General features: G+C 43.0%; 21 protein-coding genes. All 21 read right to left on the bottom strand.

Annotated features, from left to right (window positions below; translation table 11 throughout):
- Nucleotides 1–9: 9 nt before the first annotated feature.
- The 21 genes from ACH6CZ_RS04060 to sdaAA all read right to left on the bottom strand — a co-directional run bounded on the left by ACH6CZ_RS04060 (nucleotide 10) and on the right by sdaAA (nucleotide 19,205).
- Nucleotides 10–768, bottom strand: a complete 759-nt coding sequence (locus tag ACH6CZ_RS04060) for a ribonuclease HII (protein WP_374096137.1) — start codon at nucleotides 766–768, stop codon at nucleotides 10–12.
- 72 nt (nucleotides 769–840) lie between these two features.
- Entirely contained in the window at nucleotides 841–1,698 is an 858-nt protein-coding gene (gene ylqF, locus ACH6CZ_RS04065) for a ribosome biogenesis GTPase YlqF (RefSeq protein ID WP_374096138.1), read from the bottom strand.
- Between the two features lie 4 nt (nucleotides 1,699–1,702).
- Nucleotides 1,703–2,233 carry a signal peptidase I gene (gene lepB, locus ACH6CZ_RS04070; RefSeq protein ID WP_374096139.1) on the bottom strand — a complete coding sequence of 177 codons (531 nt, stop codon included), beginning with the start codon at nucleotides 2,231–2,233 and terminating at the stop codon, nucleotides 1,703–1,705.
- 106 nt (nucleotides 2,234–2,339) lie between these two features.
- A complete protein-coding gene (gene rplS, locus ACH6CZ_RS04075; RefSeq protein ID WP_039808852.1) occupies nucleotides 2,340–2,684 on the bottom strand; it encodes a 50S ribosomal protein L19 in 345 nt (114 codons plus the stop codon).
- A gap of 116 nt (nucleotides 2,685–2,800) precedes the next feature.
- Nucleotides 2,801–3,538, bottom strand: a complete 738-nt coding sequence (gene trmD, locus ACH6CZ_RS04080) for a tRNA (guanosine(37)-N1)-methyltransferase TrmD (protein ID WP_374096140.1) — start codon at nucleotides 3,536–3,538, stop codon at nucleotides 2,801–2,803.
- Nucleotides 3,538–4,047 carry a ribosome maturation factor RimM gene (gene rimM, locus ACH6CZ_RS04085; RefSeq protein WP_374096141.1) on the bottom strand — a complete coding sequence of 170 codons (510 nt, stop codon included), beginning with the start codon at nucleotides 4,045–4,047 and terminating at the stop codon, nucleotides 3,538–3,540. Before rimM ends, trmD begins: the two co-directional genes overlap by 1 nt.
- A 2-nt stretch (nucleotides 4,048–4,049) precedes the next feature.
- Nucleotides 4,050–4,442, bottom strand: coding sequence for a YlqD family protein (locus tag ACH6CZ_RS04090; RefSeq protein WP_374096142.1), 393 nt, complete (start codon nucleotides 4,440–4,442; stop codon nucleotides 4,050–4,052).
- A gap of 58 nt (nucleotides 4,443–4,500) precedes the next feature.
- Nucleotides 4,501–4,734, bottom strand: a complete 234-nt coding sequence (locus tag ACH6CZ_RS04095) for a KH domain-containing protein (RefSeq protein WP_374096143.1) — start codon at nucleotides 4,732–4,734, stop codon at nucleotides 4,501–4,503.
- A 5-nt stretch (nucleotides 4,735–4,739) separates the two neighbouring features.
- On the bottom strand, nucleotides 4,740–5,012 hold the full coding sequence (gene rpsP, locus ACH6CZ_RS04100; protein ID WP_039808841.1) for a 30S ribosomal protein S16: 273 nt from the start codon (nucleotides 5,010–5,012) through the stop codon (nucleotides 4,740–4,742).
- Nucleotides 5,013–5,119: 107 nt separating this feature from the next.
- On the bottom strand, nucleotides 5,120–6,469 hold the full coding sequence (gene ffh / locus ACH6CZ_RS04105) for a signal recognition particle protein (RefSeq protein WP_374096144.1): 1,350 nt from the start codon (nucleotides 6,467–6,469) through the stop codon (nucleotides 5,120–5,122).
- 14 nt (nucleotides 6,470–6,483) lie between these two features.
- A complete protein-coding gene (locus ACH6CZ_RS04110; protein ID WP_374096145.1) occupies nucleotides 6,484–6,804 on the bottom strand; it encodes a putative DNA-binding protein in 321 nt (106 codons plus the stop codon).
- 84 nt (nucleotides 6,805–6,888) lie between these two features.
- The gene (ftsY, locus tag ACH6CZ_RS04115; RefSeq protein ID WP_374096146.1) at nucleotides 6,889–7,893 is read right to left on the bottom strand and encodes a signal recognition particle-docking protein FtsY; all 1,005 of its coding nucleotides are present in this window, start codon (nucleotides 7,891–7,893) and stop codon (nucleotides 6,889–6,891) included.
- 12 nt (nucleotides 7,894–7,905) lie between these two features.
- On the bottom strand, nucleotides 7,906–11,466 hold the full coding sequence (smc, locus tag ACH6CZ_RS04120; RefSeq protein WP_374096147.1) for a chromosome segregation protein SMC: 3,561 nt from the start codon (nucleotides 11,464–11,466) through the stop codon (nucleotides 7,906–7,908).
- Nucleotides 11,466–12,212 carry a ribonuclease III gene (rnc, locus tag ACH6CZ_RS04125; RefSeq protein ID WP_374096148.1) on the bottom strand — a complete coding sequence of 249 codons (747 nt, stop codon included), beginning with the start codon at nucleotides 12,210–12,212 and terminating at the stop codon, nucleotides 11,466–11,468. Before rnc ends, smc begins: the two co-directional genes overlap by 1 nt.
- A gap of 154 nt (nucleotides 12,213–12,366) precedes the next feature.
- Entirely contained in the window at nucleotides 12,367–12,600 is a 234-nt protein-coding gene (acpP, locus tag ACH6CZ_RS04130; RefSeq protein WP_039808828.1) for an acyl carrier protein, read from the bottom strand.
- Between the two features lie 59 nt (nucleotides 12,601–12,659).
- Nucleotides 12,660–13,403: a 3-oxoacyl-[acyl-carrier-protein] reductase gene (fabG, locus tag ACH6CZ_RS04135; protein WP_374096149.1), complete on the bottom strand. Its 744-nt coding sequence runs from the start codon at nucleotides 13,401–13,403 to the stop codon at nucleotides 12,660–12,662.
- 2 nt (nucleotides 13,404–13,405) lie between these two features.
- Complete coding sequence (gene fabD / locus ACH6CZ_RS04140; RefSeq protein ID WP_374096150.1) at nucleotides 13,406–14,347, bottom strand: ACP S-malonyltransferase; 942 nt, start codon at nucleotides 14,345–14,347, stop codon at nucleotides 13,406–13,408.
- Nucleotides 14,348–14,363: 16 nt separating this feature from the next.
- Nucleotides 14,364–15,344, bottom strand: a complete 981-nt coding sequence (gene plsX / locus ACH6CZ_RS04145; RefSeq protein ID WP_374096151.1) for a phosphate acyltransferase PlsX — start codon at nucleotides 15,342–15,344, stop codon at nucleotides 14,364–14,366.
- Nucleotide 15,345: 1 nt separating this feature from the next.
- On the bottom strand, nucleotides 15,346–15,918 hold the full coding sequence (fapR, locus tag ACH6CZ_RS04150; protein ID WP_374096152.1) for a transcription factor FapR: 573 nt from the start codon (nucleotides 15,916–15,918) through the stop codon (nucleotides 15,346–15,348).
- A gap of 355 nt (nucleotides 15,919–16,273) precedes the next feature.
- Nucleotides 16,274–18,346: an ATP-dependent DNA helicase RecG gene (recG, locus tag ACH6CZ_RS04155; RefSeq protein ID WP_374096153.1), complete on the bottom strand. Its 2,073-nt coding sequence runs from the start codon at nucleotides 18,344–18,346 to the stop codon at nucleotides 16,274–16,276.
- Complete coding sequence (gene sdaAA, locus ACH6CZ_RS04160) at nucleotides 18,318–19,205, bottom strand: L-serine ammonia-lyase, iron-sulfur-dependent, subunit alpha (protein WP_374096154.1); 888 nt, start codon at nucleotides 19,203–19,205, stop codon at nucleotides 18,318–18,320. Before sdaAA ends, recG begins: the two co-directional genes overlap by 29 nt.
- Nucleotides 19,206–19,208 lie beyond the last annotated feature (3 nt).

Here is a 19,208-nt window from a genome sequence, read left to right on the forward strand (position 1 = left end):
CACCTCCGATTATAACTGAATCATTGATTTGACAGGTTCAAATGACCGCCTGTGTTCTTCTGTTAATCCATGCTTATGAATCGCCTCTATGTGGTCTTTCGTTCCATAACCTGCGTTTTTTTCCATGCCGTAACCCGGATATTTTGCACCGGCTTCTTTCATCAGCCTGTCCCTGGTTACTTTAGCAACGATTGATGCAGCTGCGATGCTGACACTTTTCGCATCACCTTTAATAATCGCTTCCTGGGGAATCTGAGTATCGAGCGTAACTGCATCCGCCAATAGATAATCAGGCTGCTGTTTTAACTGTCCGATCGCCTTCATCATCGCTTTTTTTGATGCATTTAATATATTGATCCGGTCAATCTCTTTTGCATCAATAATACCTATCCCAACGTCTGCTGATGAAATGATTTCTTCGAAAAATCGCTCTCGTTTTTTCTCGCTTAGCTTTTTAGAATCATTCAGACCAGGCAGATAGTATTGCTCAGGTAAAATGACTGCTGCTGCCACAACAGGACCTGCAAGAGGACCTCTTCCGGCCTCATCAGTTCCTGCAATAAAATTGTATCCTTTACTGACAGCTGATCTCTCAAATGACTGCATTTCATAGAACTGTTCAGCCAGTTTTCTTTCTTTGTCCAATTGTCTATCGTAAGCCTGCAGGAGTTTTTGCACTCCCTTTCGCTCATCTGCTTTTAATTGATTAATTAGATTGTCGTCCGGAGATCCAGCGAGACATTCTTTTATTTGCTGAATGGTCAGCATTTGATCACCTGTCCTTTATATCGGGTAAAGTAAAAAAAATTAAAGACTCCCACTTGTGCGGAAGCCTAATGGTTATTCTTCTTCTAAATGTTCAAGGTCAAATGTCAGCGGTCCAAATTGTACGTTTCTGACATCCCTTACGATAATATCAGCTGTTTTATCGTAATCAATTTCTCCACCTGACATCAGGCATCCGCGCTTTTTACCAATATGATCAAAAAGTGCTGCAGGATCTTGAGGAATCTCGTCCATACTGTATCTTTCCTTCAAACGTTCCGGATAATAGGATTCCAAAAAGCGTAGCGCATATAAAGCAATATCCTGGAGATTCAGAATGTTGTCTTTAATTGCGCCTGTCAAAGCCAGTCTGTATCCAACTTCCGGATCTTCGAACTTCGGCCATAAGATGCCCGGTGTATCAAGCAGTTCCATTTCCTTACCTGCTTTAATCCACTGCTGTGCTTTCGTTACCCCCGGCCGGTTACCGGTCTGGGCAATATTTTTCTTGGCGAGACGGTTGATCAGTGTAGACTTCCCTACATTTGGAATACCAACAATCATCGCTCTGACGGCGCGTGGCCGGATCCCTCTTGATTTCATCCGATCCCATTTTTCTTTCAGGATACTCATCGTTTCTTTTTGAATCTGCTGAAGACCAGACCCTTTTTCAGAATTGATCGCTACAGCACGAATACCTTTTTTCTCAAAATAAGTAATCCATTCTTTCGTTCGATTTGGATCAGCCATATCCGCTTTATTAATTAAAATCAGTCTTGGCTTTTGACCGATAATCTCTTCAATCATTGGATTTCTTGATGAAAGCGGTATTCTGGCATCTACAAGTTCAAATACGATGTCTACAAGCTTCAGTTTTTCTGTCACCTGTCTCCTTGCTTTAGCCATATGTCCCGGAAACCATTGGATGCTCATCTCATCACTCCTTAGTAAACAGTTTTATATCTTCAAAAGGCCAGTAAATCAGGGGCGTTTCCCCCACCACCTCTTCAATCGGAACCGGCCCGATATGACGGCTGTCTTTACTGTACTCACGGTTATCGCCCATTACAAACAAATGTCCTTCAGGAACCTCTTCATAACCAAGTTCATTCAAATCAAAATCCTCAGTAAATATGTCAGTTCCACGGAACTCCTCTTCAACCGGCTCTCCATCTATGTATAACTGGTCATCTGAATAAGCGACAGATTCACCCGGCAGACCAATCACTCTTTTAATATAATCCTCCTGATCTGAAAAGTGGAAAACAACAATATCAAACCGTTCTGGGACAGTTACTTTATATTGAAATTTGTTCACAATCATCCGGTCACCGTCCTGAAGCGTCGGCACCATTGAGCTGCCATCGACTACAACAGGCGAAAAGAAAAACAGACGGATAACCCCTGCAATGATAACAGCTGCGAGTAGTGTTTTAGCCCATTCCCACCATTCATTTCTGATCTCCATATCATTGCCCCCATCTATCTCAGATGAACATATTGTAACATAGAACAGATGCGTTCATTCAGCCATCTGAACATAAAAAAAGAGCCCGCAGGCTCTTTTTTTACAATTAGCGAATTTCTTTAATTCTAGCCGCTTTACCGCGTAGGTTACGCAGGTAGTAAAGTTTCGCACGACGAACTTTACCGCGACGCACAACTTCAAGTTTCGCAATTTTAGGTGTATTTACAGGGAATGTACGCTCAACTCCAACGCCGTAAGAAATCTTACGTACTGTGAAAGTTTCACTTACACCACCACCGCGGCGCTTAATTACAACACCTTCAAACACCTGGATACGTTCGCGAGTTCCCTCAACAACCTTAACGTGAACTTTTACAGTATCACCAGGCTTGAATGTAGGAAGATCAGAACGAAGCTGTTCTTTAGTAATTTCCTGAATCAGGTTATGCATCATTTTCAACTCCTTCCAACAAATGCTCTTGCTTCTTTTGCAGCGGAACATTGTGTTCAAGGCTTATTCACTTATGTGAACTAAGCACAAAAACTATAATACCACATAGAAGCAGGCTATTCAATGTTATTTTTAAATTCTTTCAGCCATTTACGATGCTCTTCACTGAGCTCAATCTGCTCGAGTAAATCTGGCCGTCTTGTATAAGTTCTGCGAAGTGATTCTTTCATTCTCCAGTCATCAATCCTCGCATGATTCCCTGACAACAACACCTCTGGCACTTTCATTCCTTCATAATCAGCAGGCCTTGTATAATGAGGATGCTCAAGCAGACCGCTTGAGAAGGAATCCTTCACTGCAGACTCGTCATTCCCCAGTACTTCAGGAAGCAGCCTGACCACACTGTCAGTCACAACCATTGCACCAAGCTCCCCACCTGTTAGAACAAAATCTCCAATAGAGATTTCATCTGTCACCAGGTGTTCTCTGATCCGCTCATCATAGCCCTCGTAATGTCCGCAGATGAAAATCAGATGATCCTCCTGCGAGAGTTCTTCAGCTTTTTTCTGAGTAAACCTCTCACCCTGAGGACACATCAATATCACACGGGGTTTTGAAGTTGTTTTTTCAGTCAGTTGCTGAACTGCCCGGAAAATCGGCTCCGGTTTAAGCACCATACCGGCGCCGCCGCCATATGGATAATCGTCAACCGAATTATGCTTGTTGTTTGAAAACTGACGGAAGTCTGTGACATTATACGTTACAGCTCCTTTTTCTGCTGCTTTTTTTAAGATTGACTCTCCTAAAACCCCATCAAACATCGCTGGGAATAGTGATAGAATATCAATTTTCATTACAGCAAACCTTCCATCGCATGAATGATGACTTTTTTATCTGAAATACTCACTTCTTTTACGACAGATTCAATATAGGGAATCAGCACATCTTTTCCGCTTTCAGGCTTGATTACCCACACATCATTTGCACCAGGTGAGAGGATCTCAGTAATGCGTCCGATGCGTTCACCTTCTTCTGAGAAGACCTCACAGCCGATAATTTCATGATAATAGTACTCATCTTCATCAAGTTCATTCTGCTGATCTGCAGATACCTTGAGTTGAGCTTCTTTAAAAGCTTCAACGAGATTGACATTGTCATAGCCGTCAAAAGTCAGCAGATCAAAGTTTTTATGTCTTCTGTAGCCGGAAACGGTTAATTTAAGCGGTTCCTTACCAGATTGGAAAAGGTAAAGTGTTTTGCCCCGCTGATACCTTTCCTCAGGAAAATCAGTACTTGAGATCACTCTGACTTCTCCTTTGATACCATGGGTGTTTACGATCTTGCCCACATCAAACCATTCCATTTTTACCACCCCTGACGGATCTCTTTCACCATACCGTCTTCAAGTACGATGACAGGCTTCTGATCTGGGTGCCAGATGCTTCCCTGGTCCAGTTCTACAAGCATGTCTGTTTCTCTTAATGTATATTCAGTACCCATAGGCATCTCATCAATTGTTTTTTGCTGAGTTTCTGTCTGGGCCAATAATTGCTTTCGCTTATTGATTTCCTGATTAATCCGGTTTTTAACAGCATCTGAAGATTGTTCAAACTGTTTTTCAAGCTTCTTTTGCTGAAAGATCAGCTGTTCAATCTCTTTTTGAGCACGCTCAGATTTTTGTGTAAGAGAATCCTTGAGACGCTTTTTAGAAGAGTTCGTCATAATTTCTTTCACAATTACCTTTTGAGTTACCTGCATGATCTGCACCCCTTTTTAATTTCATGATACAGCAAAAGGGAGGACATTGGCCTCCCTTTTACTTATCAACTATTTCAATTACGGTTTTTTTCTTCTGCTGGCTTTCACCAGCAAAAGAAACAGTTCGTATAGCTTTCGCAACTCTGCCTTGCTTGCCAATGACTTTACCCATATCGTCCGGGTGGACGGAAAGTTTGTGAGTGATCGTTCTGTCAGTTTCCTGCGTCTCGATCTTTACAGCTTCAGGGTAATCAACGAGAGGCTTGACAATCGTTTCGATAAGCTCTTTCACGACTCTTACTTACCGCTCTTTGAGTTATGGAATTTCTCCATAATGCCTTCGTTAGAAAGAAGGTTACGTACTGTGTCAGATGGCTTAGCGCCGTTACCCATCCACTTAAGGACTGCTTCTTCATTGATATCTACAACAGCAGGGTTTGCAACCGGGTTGTAAGTTCCTACTGTTTCGATGAAACGTCCATCACGTGGTGAACGAGAATCTGCTACTACAATACGATAGAAAGGAGACTTGTTAGCTCCCATACGCTTTAAACGAATTTTTACTGCCATGTTATTGCACCTCCGAATAGTTTCACACAAGATAGTATAATACCAAGGGTTTCTCCCTTTGTAAAGTCTTTTTTCTTAACACACACATTTTTTCTTAAAAAAAGCTGTTATTGCATAAATGGGAAGTTGAATCCGCCACGCTTTTTACCCTTACCCTGGGCATTTGTCATCTGCTTCATCATTTTTTTCATTTCTTCAAACTGCTTCAGCAGACGATTAATTTCCTGGATCGGTCTGCCGCTTCCCCGGGCAATTCTCTTTCTTCTGCTGGCATTAATGATTTCAGGCTGTTCTTTTTCTTTCGCCGTCATAGACTGAATAATCGCTTCGACATGACCAAGCTGTTTGCCATCCACGTCGATATTATCCAGCCCTTTCATTTTATTGGCACCAGGAATCATTTTCAGTAATTCATCCAGCGGTCCCATCTGCTTCACCTGACCGAGCTGGTCAAGGAAATCATCAAGCGTAAAAGAAGCTGTGCGGAGCTTTTGTTCCATCTCCTTCGCTTTCTCTTCATCCACGTTTGTCTGTGCCTTTTCAATCAGAGACAGCATATCGCCCATTCCAAGAATTCTCGATGCCATTCTTTCAGGGTGGAACGGTTCTAACGCGTCCATTTTTTCACCCATCCCGGCAAACTTAATCGGCTTACCTGTGACTGAACGGATTGAAAGTGCTGCCCCGCCTCGTGTATCGCCATCAAGCTTTGTTAAAACGACACCCGTAACGCCCAGTGCATCATCAAAGTTCTGAGCGACTGTAACAGCATCCTGACCAGTCATTGAATCGACTACAAGGAAAATTTCATCAGGAGAAGAAAGCTCTTTGATCTGCTTCAACTCATCCATCAGGTCTTCATCGACATGAAGGCGCCCTGCAGTATCAATCAGCACGTAATCATGATGTTCTTCTTTCGCCTTTTCAATTCCTGCTTTTGCAATCTCAACAGGGTTCACCTGATCTCCCATGGAGAATACAGGCAGACTCAGCTGCTTACCGATTGTCTCAAGCTGTTTAATGGCTGCGGGACGGTAAATATCAGCTGCAACAAGTAATGGTTTGCGGTTATGCTTTTTGCGCAGAAGACTGGCAAGCTTCCCGGCAGTTGTTGTTTTACCGGCACCCTGCAAACCAACCATCATAATGACAGTCGGCGGCTTTTTTGCTACAGCGATCTGGCTCTGCTCTCCACCCATCAGTTCTGTGAGCTCTTCTTTTACGACTTTTATAACCTGCTGACCGGGCGTCAGACTCTGCATGACTTCCTGACCGACAGCACGCTCACTAACCTGCTTTACAAAGCTTTTTACAACTTTAAAGTTAACATCGGCTTCTAATAGCGCAAGGCGGACCTCACGCATCATTTCTTTTACATCAGCTTCGCTAACTTTGCCTTTTCCGCGGATCTTTTGGATGGAACCCTGCAGACGTTCGGCTAATCCTTCAAATGCCATAAATGCAAAGCCTCCTATTCCAATTCCTCAAGCGTTTCAATAATAGCAAGAAGTTCCGGCTGCTGTCCGGCTGCCGTTTTAAGTTCTCCTATTACCTTCGTCCGCTCCTGGAACTTTTGAAATAACAATAATTTAGACTCATACTCCTCAAGCATCGCTTCAGTTCTTCTGATATTGTCATAGACCGCCTGGCGGCTGACATCATACTCTTCCGCAATTTCGCCGAGTGAGTAATCATCAAGATAATAAAGAGACATGTAGCTCCGCTGCTTAGGCGTCAACAACATCTGATAAAAATCATAGAGAAAGTTTACCCTGGTTGTTTTCTCGAGCATCACATATCCCCCTTTGTTAAGTGAAAAGCCTTTACACAGAAATCATACAGACTCAATGGCTCTGTGTCAACCCGAAAGGATTGATTACTCATCCTCTTCATCAATTAATTCTTCTTTGTCAACCAGATCAGAAAACAATCCGTAGACATACTTTTCTGCATTAAACGGCTGAAGGTCATCCATTTTTTCACCAAGCCCCACAAACTTAACCGGAATACCGAGCTCTTTTTTAATAGCAAGCACGATTCCGCCTTTAGCAGTACCATCTAGCTTCGTCAGTACAATACCTGATACATTTGTTGCCTCTTTAAAGATCTTTGCCTGTGTCATCGCATTTTGACCTGTCGTTGCGTCAAGTGCAAGCAGCACTTCATGCGGCGCACCCGGGATCTCCCGTTCAATGACACGCTTTACTTTTTCAAGCTCTTTCATCAGGTTCACTTTATTTTGAAGACGGCCGGCTGTATCACAGATTAATACATCCGCTTTTTTTGCACGTGCTGAATGTACTGCATCATACATGACAGCAGCGGGGTCTGAACCTTCACTATGTTTAATGACATCAACACCGACACGCTCTCCCCATACTTCAAGCTGCTCAATTGCCCCTGCACGGAATGTATCTCCGGCAGCAAGCACGACCTTCTTGTCTTCTGACTTAAACTGATGGGCAAGCTTCCCGATCGTAGTTGTTTTACCAACCCCATTCACGCCGACAAACAGAATCACTGTCAGTTCATCTTCCTGCATACTCAGCAATTCATCAGGCTCCTCCCCATCATAATAAATATCAACAAGTTTTTGAGAGATCACGCTGCGGATGCTTTCAGTATCTTTAATATTTTGTCTCTTCACTTCCATTTTCAGTTCTTCTACAAGTTCCATCACTGTATCGAAACCTACATCAGCCTGAATCATAATCTCTTCAAGCTCTTCAAAAAAGTCTTCGTCCACAGTTCTATAACTTGCCACAAGATCGTTTAATCGTGAAGTAAAACTGTTACGTGTTTTAGACAATCCGTCTTTATATTTATCTGTTGCAGTATCCTGCGTCGTAAATTTTTCTTTCAATTTCTTAAAAAAGCTCATGACCTGTCCCCTTTAATTCAGATTTATTTGTTCTTCAAGCTTAACAGAAACGAGCTTGGATACACCTGATTCCTGCATTGTAACTCCGTACAATACGTCTGCACCCTCCATCGTTCCCTTGCGGTGGGTAATGACGATAAATTGCGACTGCTCACTGAACTGATTCAGGTAATCACTAAAACGCTGGACATTGGCTTCATCAAGTGCGGCTTCCACCTCATCAAGAATACAGAACGGCACAGGACGGACATGAAGAATAGAAAACAGCAAAGCAATCGCAGTCAGTGCACGTTCGCCTCCTGATAACAGACTCAGGTTCTGAAGCTTTTTACCCGGAGGCTGCGCGACAATATCAATACCTGTTGCGAGCATATCATCAGGGTTCGTCAGCTTCAGCTCAGCATGTCCGCCGCCAAAGAGCTTTTGGAATACACTCTTAAAGTGATCTTTCACCTGATAAAACGTTTCACTGAACCTTCTCGACATTTCAGCATCCATATCTTTAATCACAGAAAGCAGATTTTCTTTTGCTTCCTGAAGGTCGTTTTGCTGATCAAGCAGAAACTCATACCTTTCAGACACACGGTCATATTCTTCAATTGCCCCGATATTTACATGTCCCAGTTCTGAAATTGACAGCTTGATCAATTTAACTTTTGATCTGGCTTCAGCAGGGTCCAGCTGAAGTGGATATTCCTCTTTTGCCGCATTAAATGACAATTCATATTCTTCCTGCAGTTTATTCAGCCTGAAGTCGATCTCTGACGATAATTTGCCTGCAGTGAGCTTCAGTTCATTGATCTGTTCCATCAGACCGTGATGAATTCTGCTAGATTCTTTATAAGATCCTGTTAATGACTGCAGCTCAGCTTCAAGCGTTTCACGCTGACGTTTAATATCGTTCAGTTCTTTGGATAGCGACAGACTTTCTTCCTGCTTAATCCGGATCTGGCTGTGAAGCTGATCCGCCTGACCTTCCCCGGATGACATTTCCTCTGTCAGCCATTTCAGATCTTCTAATGACAGCTCATATTTTTCTTTCGTTTCTTCCTTTAAAAGTGCAGACTCTTTCAGTTCACGCCTGATTTGTGCAGCTTTTTCTTCTGCAACGGCAAGCTTAGCCTGCAGACCTGATTTTGTTTCAAGCATTTCATCTCTTGATGATTGCTGAGTTTCTTTTTGTTTTTTCAGCGCTTTAATCTCAAGGTCCAGTTTAACCAGGCGTCTCTCCGCTTCTGCTGATTGTTTCTGCAGTTCAGCTGCTTTATCTTCAAAAGAACCTTTTGAATGAGTGAATTCAGCCATTTCCAGGTCATACAGCTTTAACTGCTCATCTGCCTGTCTGATTGCTGTTTCCACTTCACGTAGATCTGCCTTCAGTTCAGCTTCTTTTACACGCTGCTGTTCACCCTGCATTCTGTGTGAGTCCATTTCCAGCTCAAATTCAGCAGCCTGATTTTTCAGACTTTGCACCTTCTGCTCAAGCTTCAACGCTGTTTCTTCGTAAGCAGGAATCTGGCTGCTAAGCTGATCCAATTCATTTTTTCTTGAAAAGATTGAAGAGGACTTTTTAGCCTGGGAACCTCCACTCATTGATCCCCCAGGGTTTACAATGTCTCCATCAAGGGTCACAATACGGTATCTGTACTGAAGTATTTTTGCAAGCTCATTTGCTCCCTTAAGTGACTTTACAACGACAACATGCCCTAACAGATTTTCAATCACGTGTCTGTATTGGCTGTCAAACACAACAAGATCTGAAGCAGCACTGATAAAGTCATCGTGCTCAGCCGCCCGTGTTAAAAGAGCTTCCGGCAGCGTGCGCGATTTGATCACAGACATTGGAAGGAAGGTTGCACGACCTGCACGGCTTTGCTTCAGAAACTGAATTGCCTTTCTGGCATCAGCCTCATTGTTCGTTACAATACTCTGCATAGACGCACCAAGTGCTGTTTCCACTGCTGTCTCATATTCTTTTCGGACATCAATCAGTTCAGCGACAGCACCTTCAATTCCGCTTAATGTTCCTCCGCGGTTTTTGAGCACTTCTTTTACACCCTGGTAAAAGCCTGAAAACTCTTCTTCCATGGATTCAAGCATTGATTTTCTGGACTTAGCTTCACTGACAAATTGATAGGCTTTATAAAGATTTTTTTCCAGATCAGCCAGTTCAGTCCGGATTTCATCTCTGCTTTGAACAGCTTTTTTATAGTTTGCTGCAGTGATTTTCAGTTCATCTGTTACCTCTTCAGATAAAGCTCTCAGCTTTTGATGCTGTTCATTCCATTTTTCACGTTCTTCGATATACCTTACATTATTACCCGTCAGTTTTTCAGCTCTTTTATGCTCCTGATCACGCTGCTGATTGAGGTAACTCAATTCATTCTGGATTGCTGTTTTATTGTTTAGCGCCTCAAAATAATCGTTTTTTGCTTTTTCAAGCTGCTGTTCAATCTGGTCTACGGAAGTTCCAAGCACACTGTCTGTTTCAGCAATCTGCTGTTTGATCAGCGAGATGTCTTTTTTAACATCTTTTGCAACCTGCTCTTTTTGATCAATTTTTTCAGTGATACGAATAAGTTGTTCATCAAAATCTTTTACTTTTTGTTTGAGCTGGTCTTCATTCTGATCTGCATTTTTCTGTCTTTCAATTAATACCTGACGGCGCCCTTCAAGTTGCTCAGCTTCTTTTGTAACAGTGAGCAGCTTGGATTGAAGCTCCTCGATATTTTTCTCACAGACTGATCGCTCTTTTTGTTTTTCATTAAGCGCCTCATCGTCTTCAGCAAGCTTTAATCTAAGCTTTTCTTCATGCTCTTTTACTCTTAACAATTCAGCTTCTTTTGATTCCCATTCAGCCGTCATTTCTTCGGCTTCATATGCAAGAAGACCGGATTCAGTCTTTTTCAAATCCTCTTTATATTCAAGATATTCACGTGCCAAAGAAGCCTGCTGTTTCAGCGGCTCAACCTGTGCACTTAATTCATGAAGGATATCCTGGACCCGGTATAGATTATCTTGCGTTTCATCGAGTCGCTGGTCTGCTTTTTTCCTGCGGCCTTTATACTTTAATACGCCGGCTGCTTCTTCCAAGATCACTCTTCGTTCTTCAGGTTTGCTGTTCAGGATCTGATCAACTCTACCCTGACCAATGATGGAAAAGGCTTCTTTACCTAACCCCGAATCCATAAACAGCTCTGTAATGTCTTTTAATCTGCAGGAGACCCCGTTCAGCATGTATTCACTATCACCTGAACGAAAAACTCTTCTTGTGACACTTACCTCAGCATAATCCAGCGGAAGAGTTCCGTCTGTATTATCAAGTACAAGCGAGACTTCAGCAAAGTTCAGCTGCTTTCTCGAATCGCTCCCTGAAAAAATAACGTCTTCCATTTTACCGCCGCGCAGGGATTTTGCAGATTGCTCCCCAAGCACCCATCTGATTGCTTCTGTAATATTACTTTTTCCGCTGCCGTTTGGTCCGACAACTGCCGTAACACCCGGCACAAAATCAATTTGCACTTTCTCTGCAAATGATTTAAAGCCAAGCACTTCAAGCTGTTTTACATACATTATTTATTCTCCCGGCTTCCTGACTTTTTTAAGAACGCAAGTGCCTGTTCAGCAGCATGCTGTTCAGCTTCTTTTTTAGATCGGCCTGTACCGGTTCCAAGTTCTTCATCTCCAAGTAATACCCTTGAAACGAATTCGCGGTTGTGCGCCGGGCCCTTTTCTTTTAAAATCTCGTATTGCAGCACGCCTGAATGGTTGCGCTGAATAAATTCCTGAAGCTGACTCTTATAATCCATCACATGCGAAAAAGCACCGGTATCTACTTTAGGGAAAACGACTTTCTCAAGGATCTGCCTCACTGGCTCCATTCCCTGATCAAGATATAACGCACCAATAAATGCTTCAAACACGTCAGCAAGCAATGCAGGTCGCATTCTGCCTCCGGTTTGTTCTTCCCCTTTACCAAGCAGAATTAAATTACCAAAGTTCATTTCGTTCGCAAAAATGACCAATGAAGGTTCGCATACGATGGCTGCCCGTAATTTTGTCATTTCACCTTCACTCATAGAAGGATATTTATTAAACAGATAATGAGAAACTGAAAGCTCCAGTACAGCATCACCAAGAAATTCAAGTCTTTCATTGTCCTCATAAGGTTTTTTACGGTGTTCATTCACATAAGATGAATGCGTAAATGCCGTCATGATTAATTTTTGATTCTGAAACTGGATTTGATGTTTTTCCTGAAATTCTTTAAACTTTTGTTCCAAACCTTTTGAATATTGCTCTCTTTTATATTTACCCACTCCGACTTCACCTTGCCATTCATATTCATTTTCATTTCAACATTACACCGGATCTGTTAAGCCCGGCAGGAAAATCTGCTTCACTCTTTTTAAAACACAAAAGCTTGGCATGATGTAATCATGCCAAGCGTATAGAATGGTTCGTCCCGGCTGATTACATTTTGCTTTCTATGTAACTCACTGCGTCTCCAACGGTACCAATCTTTTCTGCATCTTCATCAGAAATTTCCATATCAAATTCATCTTCAAGCTCCATTACCAATTCTACTACATCAAGTGAATCAGCACCAAGGTCTTCCTTGAAAGAAGCTTCAAGCTTAACTTCAGACTCATCTACACCTAAACGGTCAACGATGATTTTCGTTACGCGGTCTAATACTTCTGCCATGTTCGTTCACCTCCCTTCAAGTATTATAGTGTAAAACAGCGCTGATTAAAACAGCCTTTTTACATCACCATTCCACCATCAATATGAATTGTCTGACCAGTGATGTAATCCGAGTCATCAGACGCTAAAAAAATCACTGCTTTAGCGATATCCTCAGGCTTTCCAAAACGGTCAAGCGGTATCATCTGTTTCATTGAAGCCTGAACATCTTCTGCAAGCTCCCCAGTCATATCTGTTTCAATAAACCCTGGTGCAACGGCATTTACATTGATACCTCTTGGCGCAAGCTCTTTTGCAGATGTTTTTGTCAGTCCAATTACACCTGCTTTAGATGCAACGTAATTAGCCTGTCCTGCATTACCCATTACACCGACAATTGATGATACGTTAATGATCTTACCTTTACGCTGCTTCATCATTGGGCGTGCAGCTGCTTTTGTTGTAAGGAAAACGCTTTTCAGATTAATGTCCATCACCTGATCCCAGTCGTCTTCTTTCATTCTCATTAACAGGTTGTCTTTAGTAATCCCTGCATTATTAACAAGAATGTCGATGCTGCCGAATTCACTAAGTGTTTCTTTCAGCATTGCCTGTACATCATCTGCATTTGATACATCTGCTTTGAATACAAGCGCCTTTGCACCTGCCGCTTCAACTTCCTTTGCTGTTTCCTTCGCTTTTTCTTCATTTCCGCTATAGTTCACAACTACATTTGACCCGTTTTTAGCAAGTTCAATAGCGATTGAGCGGCCAATCCCGCGAGATGCACCTGTTACAACAGCTGTTTTACCTTCTAATTTCATGTTTATTGCCCTCCAAGCTTTTGGATTGTCTGTTCAAGTGTTTCCTGATCGTATACCGGATACACGTTCGCTCTGCGATTGATTTTTTTCACAAGCCCGGATAATACTTTTCCAGGACCAGCTTCGATGAATGTATCTACTCCGAGGTCAATCAGTTTTTCAACTGTATCTTCCCATAAAACAGGAGAGTAAAGCTGCGTTACTAACAGCTTTTCAATTTTGTCTGCTTCAAATACAGCATCAGCAGTTACATTTGCAACGACTGGTACTGAAGCGTCAGAGATTGAAATGTTCTTCAGTTCACTTGCGAATTTATCTGCTGCAGGTTTCATAAGAGAAGAATGGAAAGGACCGCTTACGTTGAGCGGCAGACATCTTTTTGCTCCACGCTCTTTTGCAAGTGCTGATGCCTGCTCAACACCTTTTGCAGTTCCTGATATTACAATCTGACCTGGGCAGTTCAGGTTTGCCAGCTGAACAGATTCACCATTTCCTGTTATTTCATCGGTTACGGATTTAAGCGCTTCACGATCCATTCCGAGTACAGCTGCCATGGCTCCTTCACCATTTGGCACAGCTTCCTCCATCAATTCACCGCGTTTTCTGACCGTTTTCAATGCATCCTGAAAAGATAACGAATCAGCTGCAACGAGCGCAGAGTATTCTCCCAGACTGTGCCCTGCAACGTAATCCATATGAAATCCTTTTTCCTTCAGAACACTCAAAATCGCAATACTTGCAGTGAGCAATGCAGGCTGTGCATTCGTGGTCTTTGTTAATTCTTCCTGGGGACCTTCCTGCATCAGTGTGACAAAGTCCTCTCCAAGAATGGCTTGGGCCTGATTGAAGATTTCTTTTGCCGTGTCATGGCTTTGTGCGATTTCATGCCCCATTCCTACTGACTGGGCGCCTTGCCCCGGAAATAATACTGCTATTTTTGCCATCAGAAAAAACCTCTCTTTATTGATTTAATGATGCGGAAATCTTTCCGCTGACGTCATTTTCAGCCATTGTATGAGCCTGTTTGATTGCATTGTATACAGCTGTCGCGTTTGAAGACCCATGGGCTTTGATGACTGGAGCATTCAGTCCAAACAATCCCGCGCCGCCGTATTCAGTGTAATCAAGCTTTCCTTTTAACTGCTTTAAATCACTTTTAACAAGTCCTGCTGCAAGCTTTGTTTTTACTGACGATGTAAAAGTCTCCTTCAGCATGCCAAATAGCGCCTGCGCAGTTCCTTCAATTGTTTTAAGCACCATATTCCCTGTAAACCCATCTGTCACAACGACATCACTTACGCCATTCAGCAGGTCACGTGATTCAACATTCCCGACAAAATTCAGCCCTGATTCCTGAAGTAGTTCATATGCCTGTTTTGTCAGATCATTCCCTTTTCCTTCTTCAGTCCCGATATTTAAAAGACCAACCGTCGGATTTTTAATTCCCCGGACCTGCTCGGCATAGATGCTGCCCATCACGGCGTACTGAAGAACATGTTCAGGCTTTGCATCAGCATTTGCACCAAGGTCAAGCATGACAAAACCCTGTCCGTCGATCGTTGGAAGTGTTGGTGAAAGTGCAGGACGGTCAATGCCTTTGATTCTTCCGACTACAAATAGACCCGCTGCCATCAGGGCACCTGTGTTACCTGCTGATACACACGCATCAGCTTCCTTATCTTTCACAGCCTGCGCCATGAGCACCATAGAAGCGGTTTTCTTTCTTCTGACTGCTCTGACTGGTTCATCTGTTGACAGAATGATCTCGTCTGTATGTATGACTTCAATATTTTTTTCCTGATTAAGCAATGGCTGAATTTGTTTTTCATCCCCGTAAAGTTTAATTGTTAAAGATGGATTCTCCGCGGCAGCTTGCACTGCACCTTTTACAATTTCACCCGGCGCATGATCGCCACCCATCGCATCTACAGCAATGATCAATTTAATCTTCCTCCTTTTCAACAGATGAACGATACATCTCAAATTCACCTTTAAATACAACTTCTTTTCCAACTGATGATTTTACTTCCACAATCGTTCTTCGTTCATCATTTTTAACAGCTCTGGCTTTTGAAATCACCCGATCACCTGAATGAACAGGTTTGCAGAATTCAATAGAGGCCTTAGCGGTCAGCGCCAGGTCATCATTAATAAGCGCAACAGCAAGCGAATTCGCCTGCGCAAACAAATGGTGACCTCTGGCAATATTGTTCCGCTGAAAGACGTGTTCTTTTTGAACATCAAGGATAGAGATTGCATGGTCATCAAGTTCCACATCAATAATCTCTCCAATTACTTCATCAATCGGAAGTGATCTTACTTCATCTTCGAATGTCTGTTCAGCTACATTTTTAATGCGTTCTCTTAATTCAGGAATAGATAATTCCATTCGATCAAGTCTGATTGTCTGAACACTGACGTCAAAAATTCTGGCAAGTTCATCATCTGTTACGAATGGATTTTCATCAATTTTATTCATCAGCTCTGACTGACGCTCTTTTTTTGTCCGTTTCATTTCCTCACCGTCCGATACTAACACTTGGTACTAATAGTAGTATATAAATAAATAGTCCTTTTTGCAAAGGATATTGATGGGACGGTTGTTTGCTGGAAAATTGAAAAAAACCTGCGACTATAAAAATGCAGGTTAGATAACCGTTTCACTGCGCTTCAGGAGGACGCTTTCCACAGGGCCGGCGGTGAGCCTCCTCAGCTTCGCTTCCGGATCTCACCTGTCCGACTTCTCCTGCTGCAGTCGCCGCCTTACGCTTCGTTCCACTCAATATATACTTTAGGATTTAAAAAGCTATACCAAAACTTCACTTAACTTTTTATTTCAATCATTTTTATGAAAATAATTATCTTGAAAGTTAATCCAGCTTTCCCCCACTGATGACGCCTTCTGTCTGGAGGTAGGTTCTTAATGGTTCGTATTCTTCACTTTGCCAGAATGCCTCACTTTCGATGAGCTGGTGTGCGTCGTCTCTTGCAGTCTCTAGGGCTCTGTAGTCATGGACCATATCTGCCACTCTGAATTCAGGCATTCCGCTTTGTTTGCGGCCGAAGAAGTCACCCGGTCCTCTGAGTTCAAGATCTTTTTCACTGAGCACAAAGCCGTCATTTGTTTCTGTCATAATTTTCATACGCTCTTTTCCGACTTCATTTTTAGGATCCGCCATCAATATACAGTATGACTGGTCACTGCCCCGGCCGACGCGGCCTCTGAGCTGATGCAGCTGTGACAGCCCGAACCGTTCTGCATCATAGATCAGCATGACTGAAGCGTTAGGTACGTTCACACCTACTTCTACTACAGTAGTGGAGACAAGTATATGCGTATTATTTTCAGCAAATTGCTTCATGATCGCTTCTTTTTCCTCAGGATGTAGCCTGCCGTGCATTAATCCCGCTTCATATCTCCCGGCATAATATAGGGCGAGCTGCGCGTGAACATCGATTGCATTTTGCACGTCGAGCTTGTCAGACTCCTCAATCAAGGGACAAATCACATAAGCCTGTCTGCCCTTGGCAAGTTCTTTTTCAATAAAACTTAAGATACGGTTCATCATATTTTCTTTAACCCAGTAGGTTTCAATCGGCTTTCGACCAGCAGGCATTTCATCAATAATCGAGACATCCATTTCACCAAATACTGTTATCGCAAGGGTTCTTGGAATCGGTGTTGCAGTCATAAATAATACGTCAGGACTTTCACCTTTTTCACGTAACACCCGTCTTTGCTGTACGCCAAAGCGATGCTGCTCATCCGTTATAACAAGTCCGAGGTGTTGAAAATCCACTTCGTCCTGTATTAACGCATGCGTCCCGACAAGCAGATCTATTTCACCCTGTTTGAGCTGTTCAAGCAGTAATTTCCTTCTTTTACCCTTTACTGAACTTGTCAGCAGCGCCACATTAACATCAGTATTAGCAAATAAGGCCGAAAGTGATTCAGCATGCTGTTCAGCAAGAATTTCCGTCGGTACCATCAGTGCACCCTGGTAGCCGGCAGTGATGACGGCATATAGTGCAATGGCAGCCACCACCGTTTTCCCTGATCCAACATCCCCCTGCAATAAACGGTTCATTCTAAAAGGTGAAGAGAGGTCAGAAAAGATTTCTTTTAACACACGCTTTTGTGCGTTCGTCAAAGGGAACGGCAGCTGATCAGTAAATACTCTCAGCTTTTCAGCGTCATATTCAAAATGAACGCCTTCCGACTGTTCTCTTTCAATTTTTCTTAACCCCTGCATTTTCAGCTGAAAATAAAAGAATTCCTCATAGACAAATCTTCTTCTTGCCTGCTTCATACTTTCGGGTGATGAAGGAAAATGCATCGCCTGAAGGGCTTCCTTACGATTGACCAATTTATATTTCAACATTAGCGCTTGCGGCAATGTTTCTGTGAGGTCATTGCTGTAAAGCTCAAGCGCTTGTTTAATAAATTTCCGGAGCGTCTTATTCGTCACGCTCCCTTTTAACGGGTATACAGGGGCGAATAATTCATCCTGGACCCCTTCCCCGAGCTTATAGGTTTGAGCTGTAATCAGCTGCCGCTGTCGGTCCCACTTACCGGTCACCGTGACTTTATCATGAAGATTGATTTTCTTTTTCAGATATGGCTGATTAAAAAAAGTTACCTTCACACTGTGCGGACCGGTTAACAGTCTGAAAGTCAGTCTTGATTTTTTCCGCCCATAAAATTGAAGGGCAGGTTCACTATGAACACTGCCTTCAACGGTTACGCGCTCTTCATGAGCAGCTTCTGATAAATCTTTCAGTCTGAAGTCATCATACCTGTATGGCAGGTAATTAATCAGATCTGATACTGTATTGATTCCCATATCTGCCAATTGTGAAGCAGTTTCTTCCCCGATGCCCTGAAGCACTGAAACTGATTTCAAAAGAGGATGATCAGGATTTTTTATCAAGAGAGAATCCAAAGATTTTCGCCTCCAGCTCCCGGCCGGTAGGTGTCGCTGCCAATCCGCCCTGAGCTGTCTCACGTAAGGCTACCGGCATTGTCTGGCCGATTTTATACATAGCATCAATCACTTCATCACAAGGAATTCTGCTTGTTACGCCGGCAAGCGCCATATCTGCAGCTACCATTGCATTTGCAGCACCCATTGCATTTCTCTTCACACATGGAACCTCTACAAGTCCTGCAACAGGATCACAGACAAGACCCAGCATGTTTTTAAGGGTGATCGCCATCGCTTCTGCACACTGCGCAGGTGTTCCGCCAGCCATTTCAGTGATTGCTGCAGCAGCCATTCCCGCTGCAGAACCTACTTCCGCCTGACAGCCGCCTGCTGCCCCTGAAATCGAAGCATTATTTGCTACAACAAACCCAAACGCCCCTGAAGTGAAAAGGAATCTGAGCTTTTCTTCACGTGTCGGATTCAATTTGTTCTGAACCGCAAAAAGTGTACCAGGCACAACGCCTGCTGACCCTGCAGTCGGTGTTGCACAGATTGTACCCATTGCCGCATTCACTTCATTCGTCGCAACCGCTTTACTAACCGCATCAAGTAACAGCTCTCCTGACAAAGATTTGCCGGATGCAATATAATTTTGAATTAATACTGCGTCACCGCCTGTCAGTCCGGAATGCGATTTAACACCTTTCAGTCCACGTTCGACCGCTTCCTCCATGACAGTCAGATTTCTATCCATTGTTTCAAATACTTCTTCACGCGTTTTATTGCGTACTTCCATTTCCTGTTCAATCATAATATCTGAGATTTTTTTATTGTGCGTTTCAGCCAGTTCAACCAGCTCTGCAACATTTCTAAACATATT

The organism is Jeotgalibacillus sp. JSM ZJ347 (assembly GCF_044383825.1).
Classification (GTDB): Bacteria; Bacillota; Bacilli; order Bacillales; family Jeotgalibacillaceae; genus Jeotgalibacillus.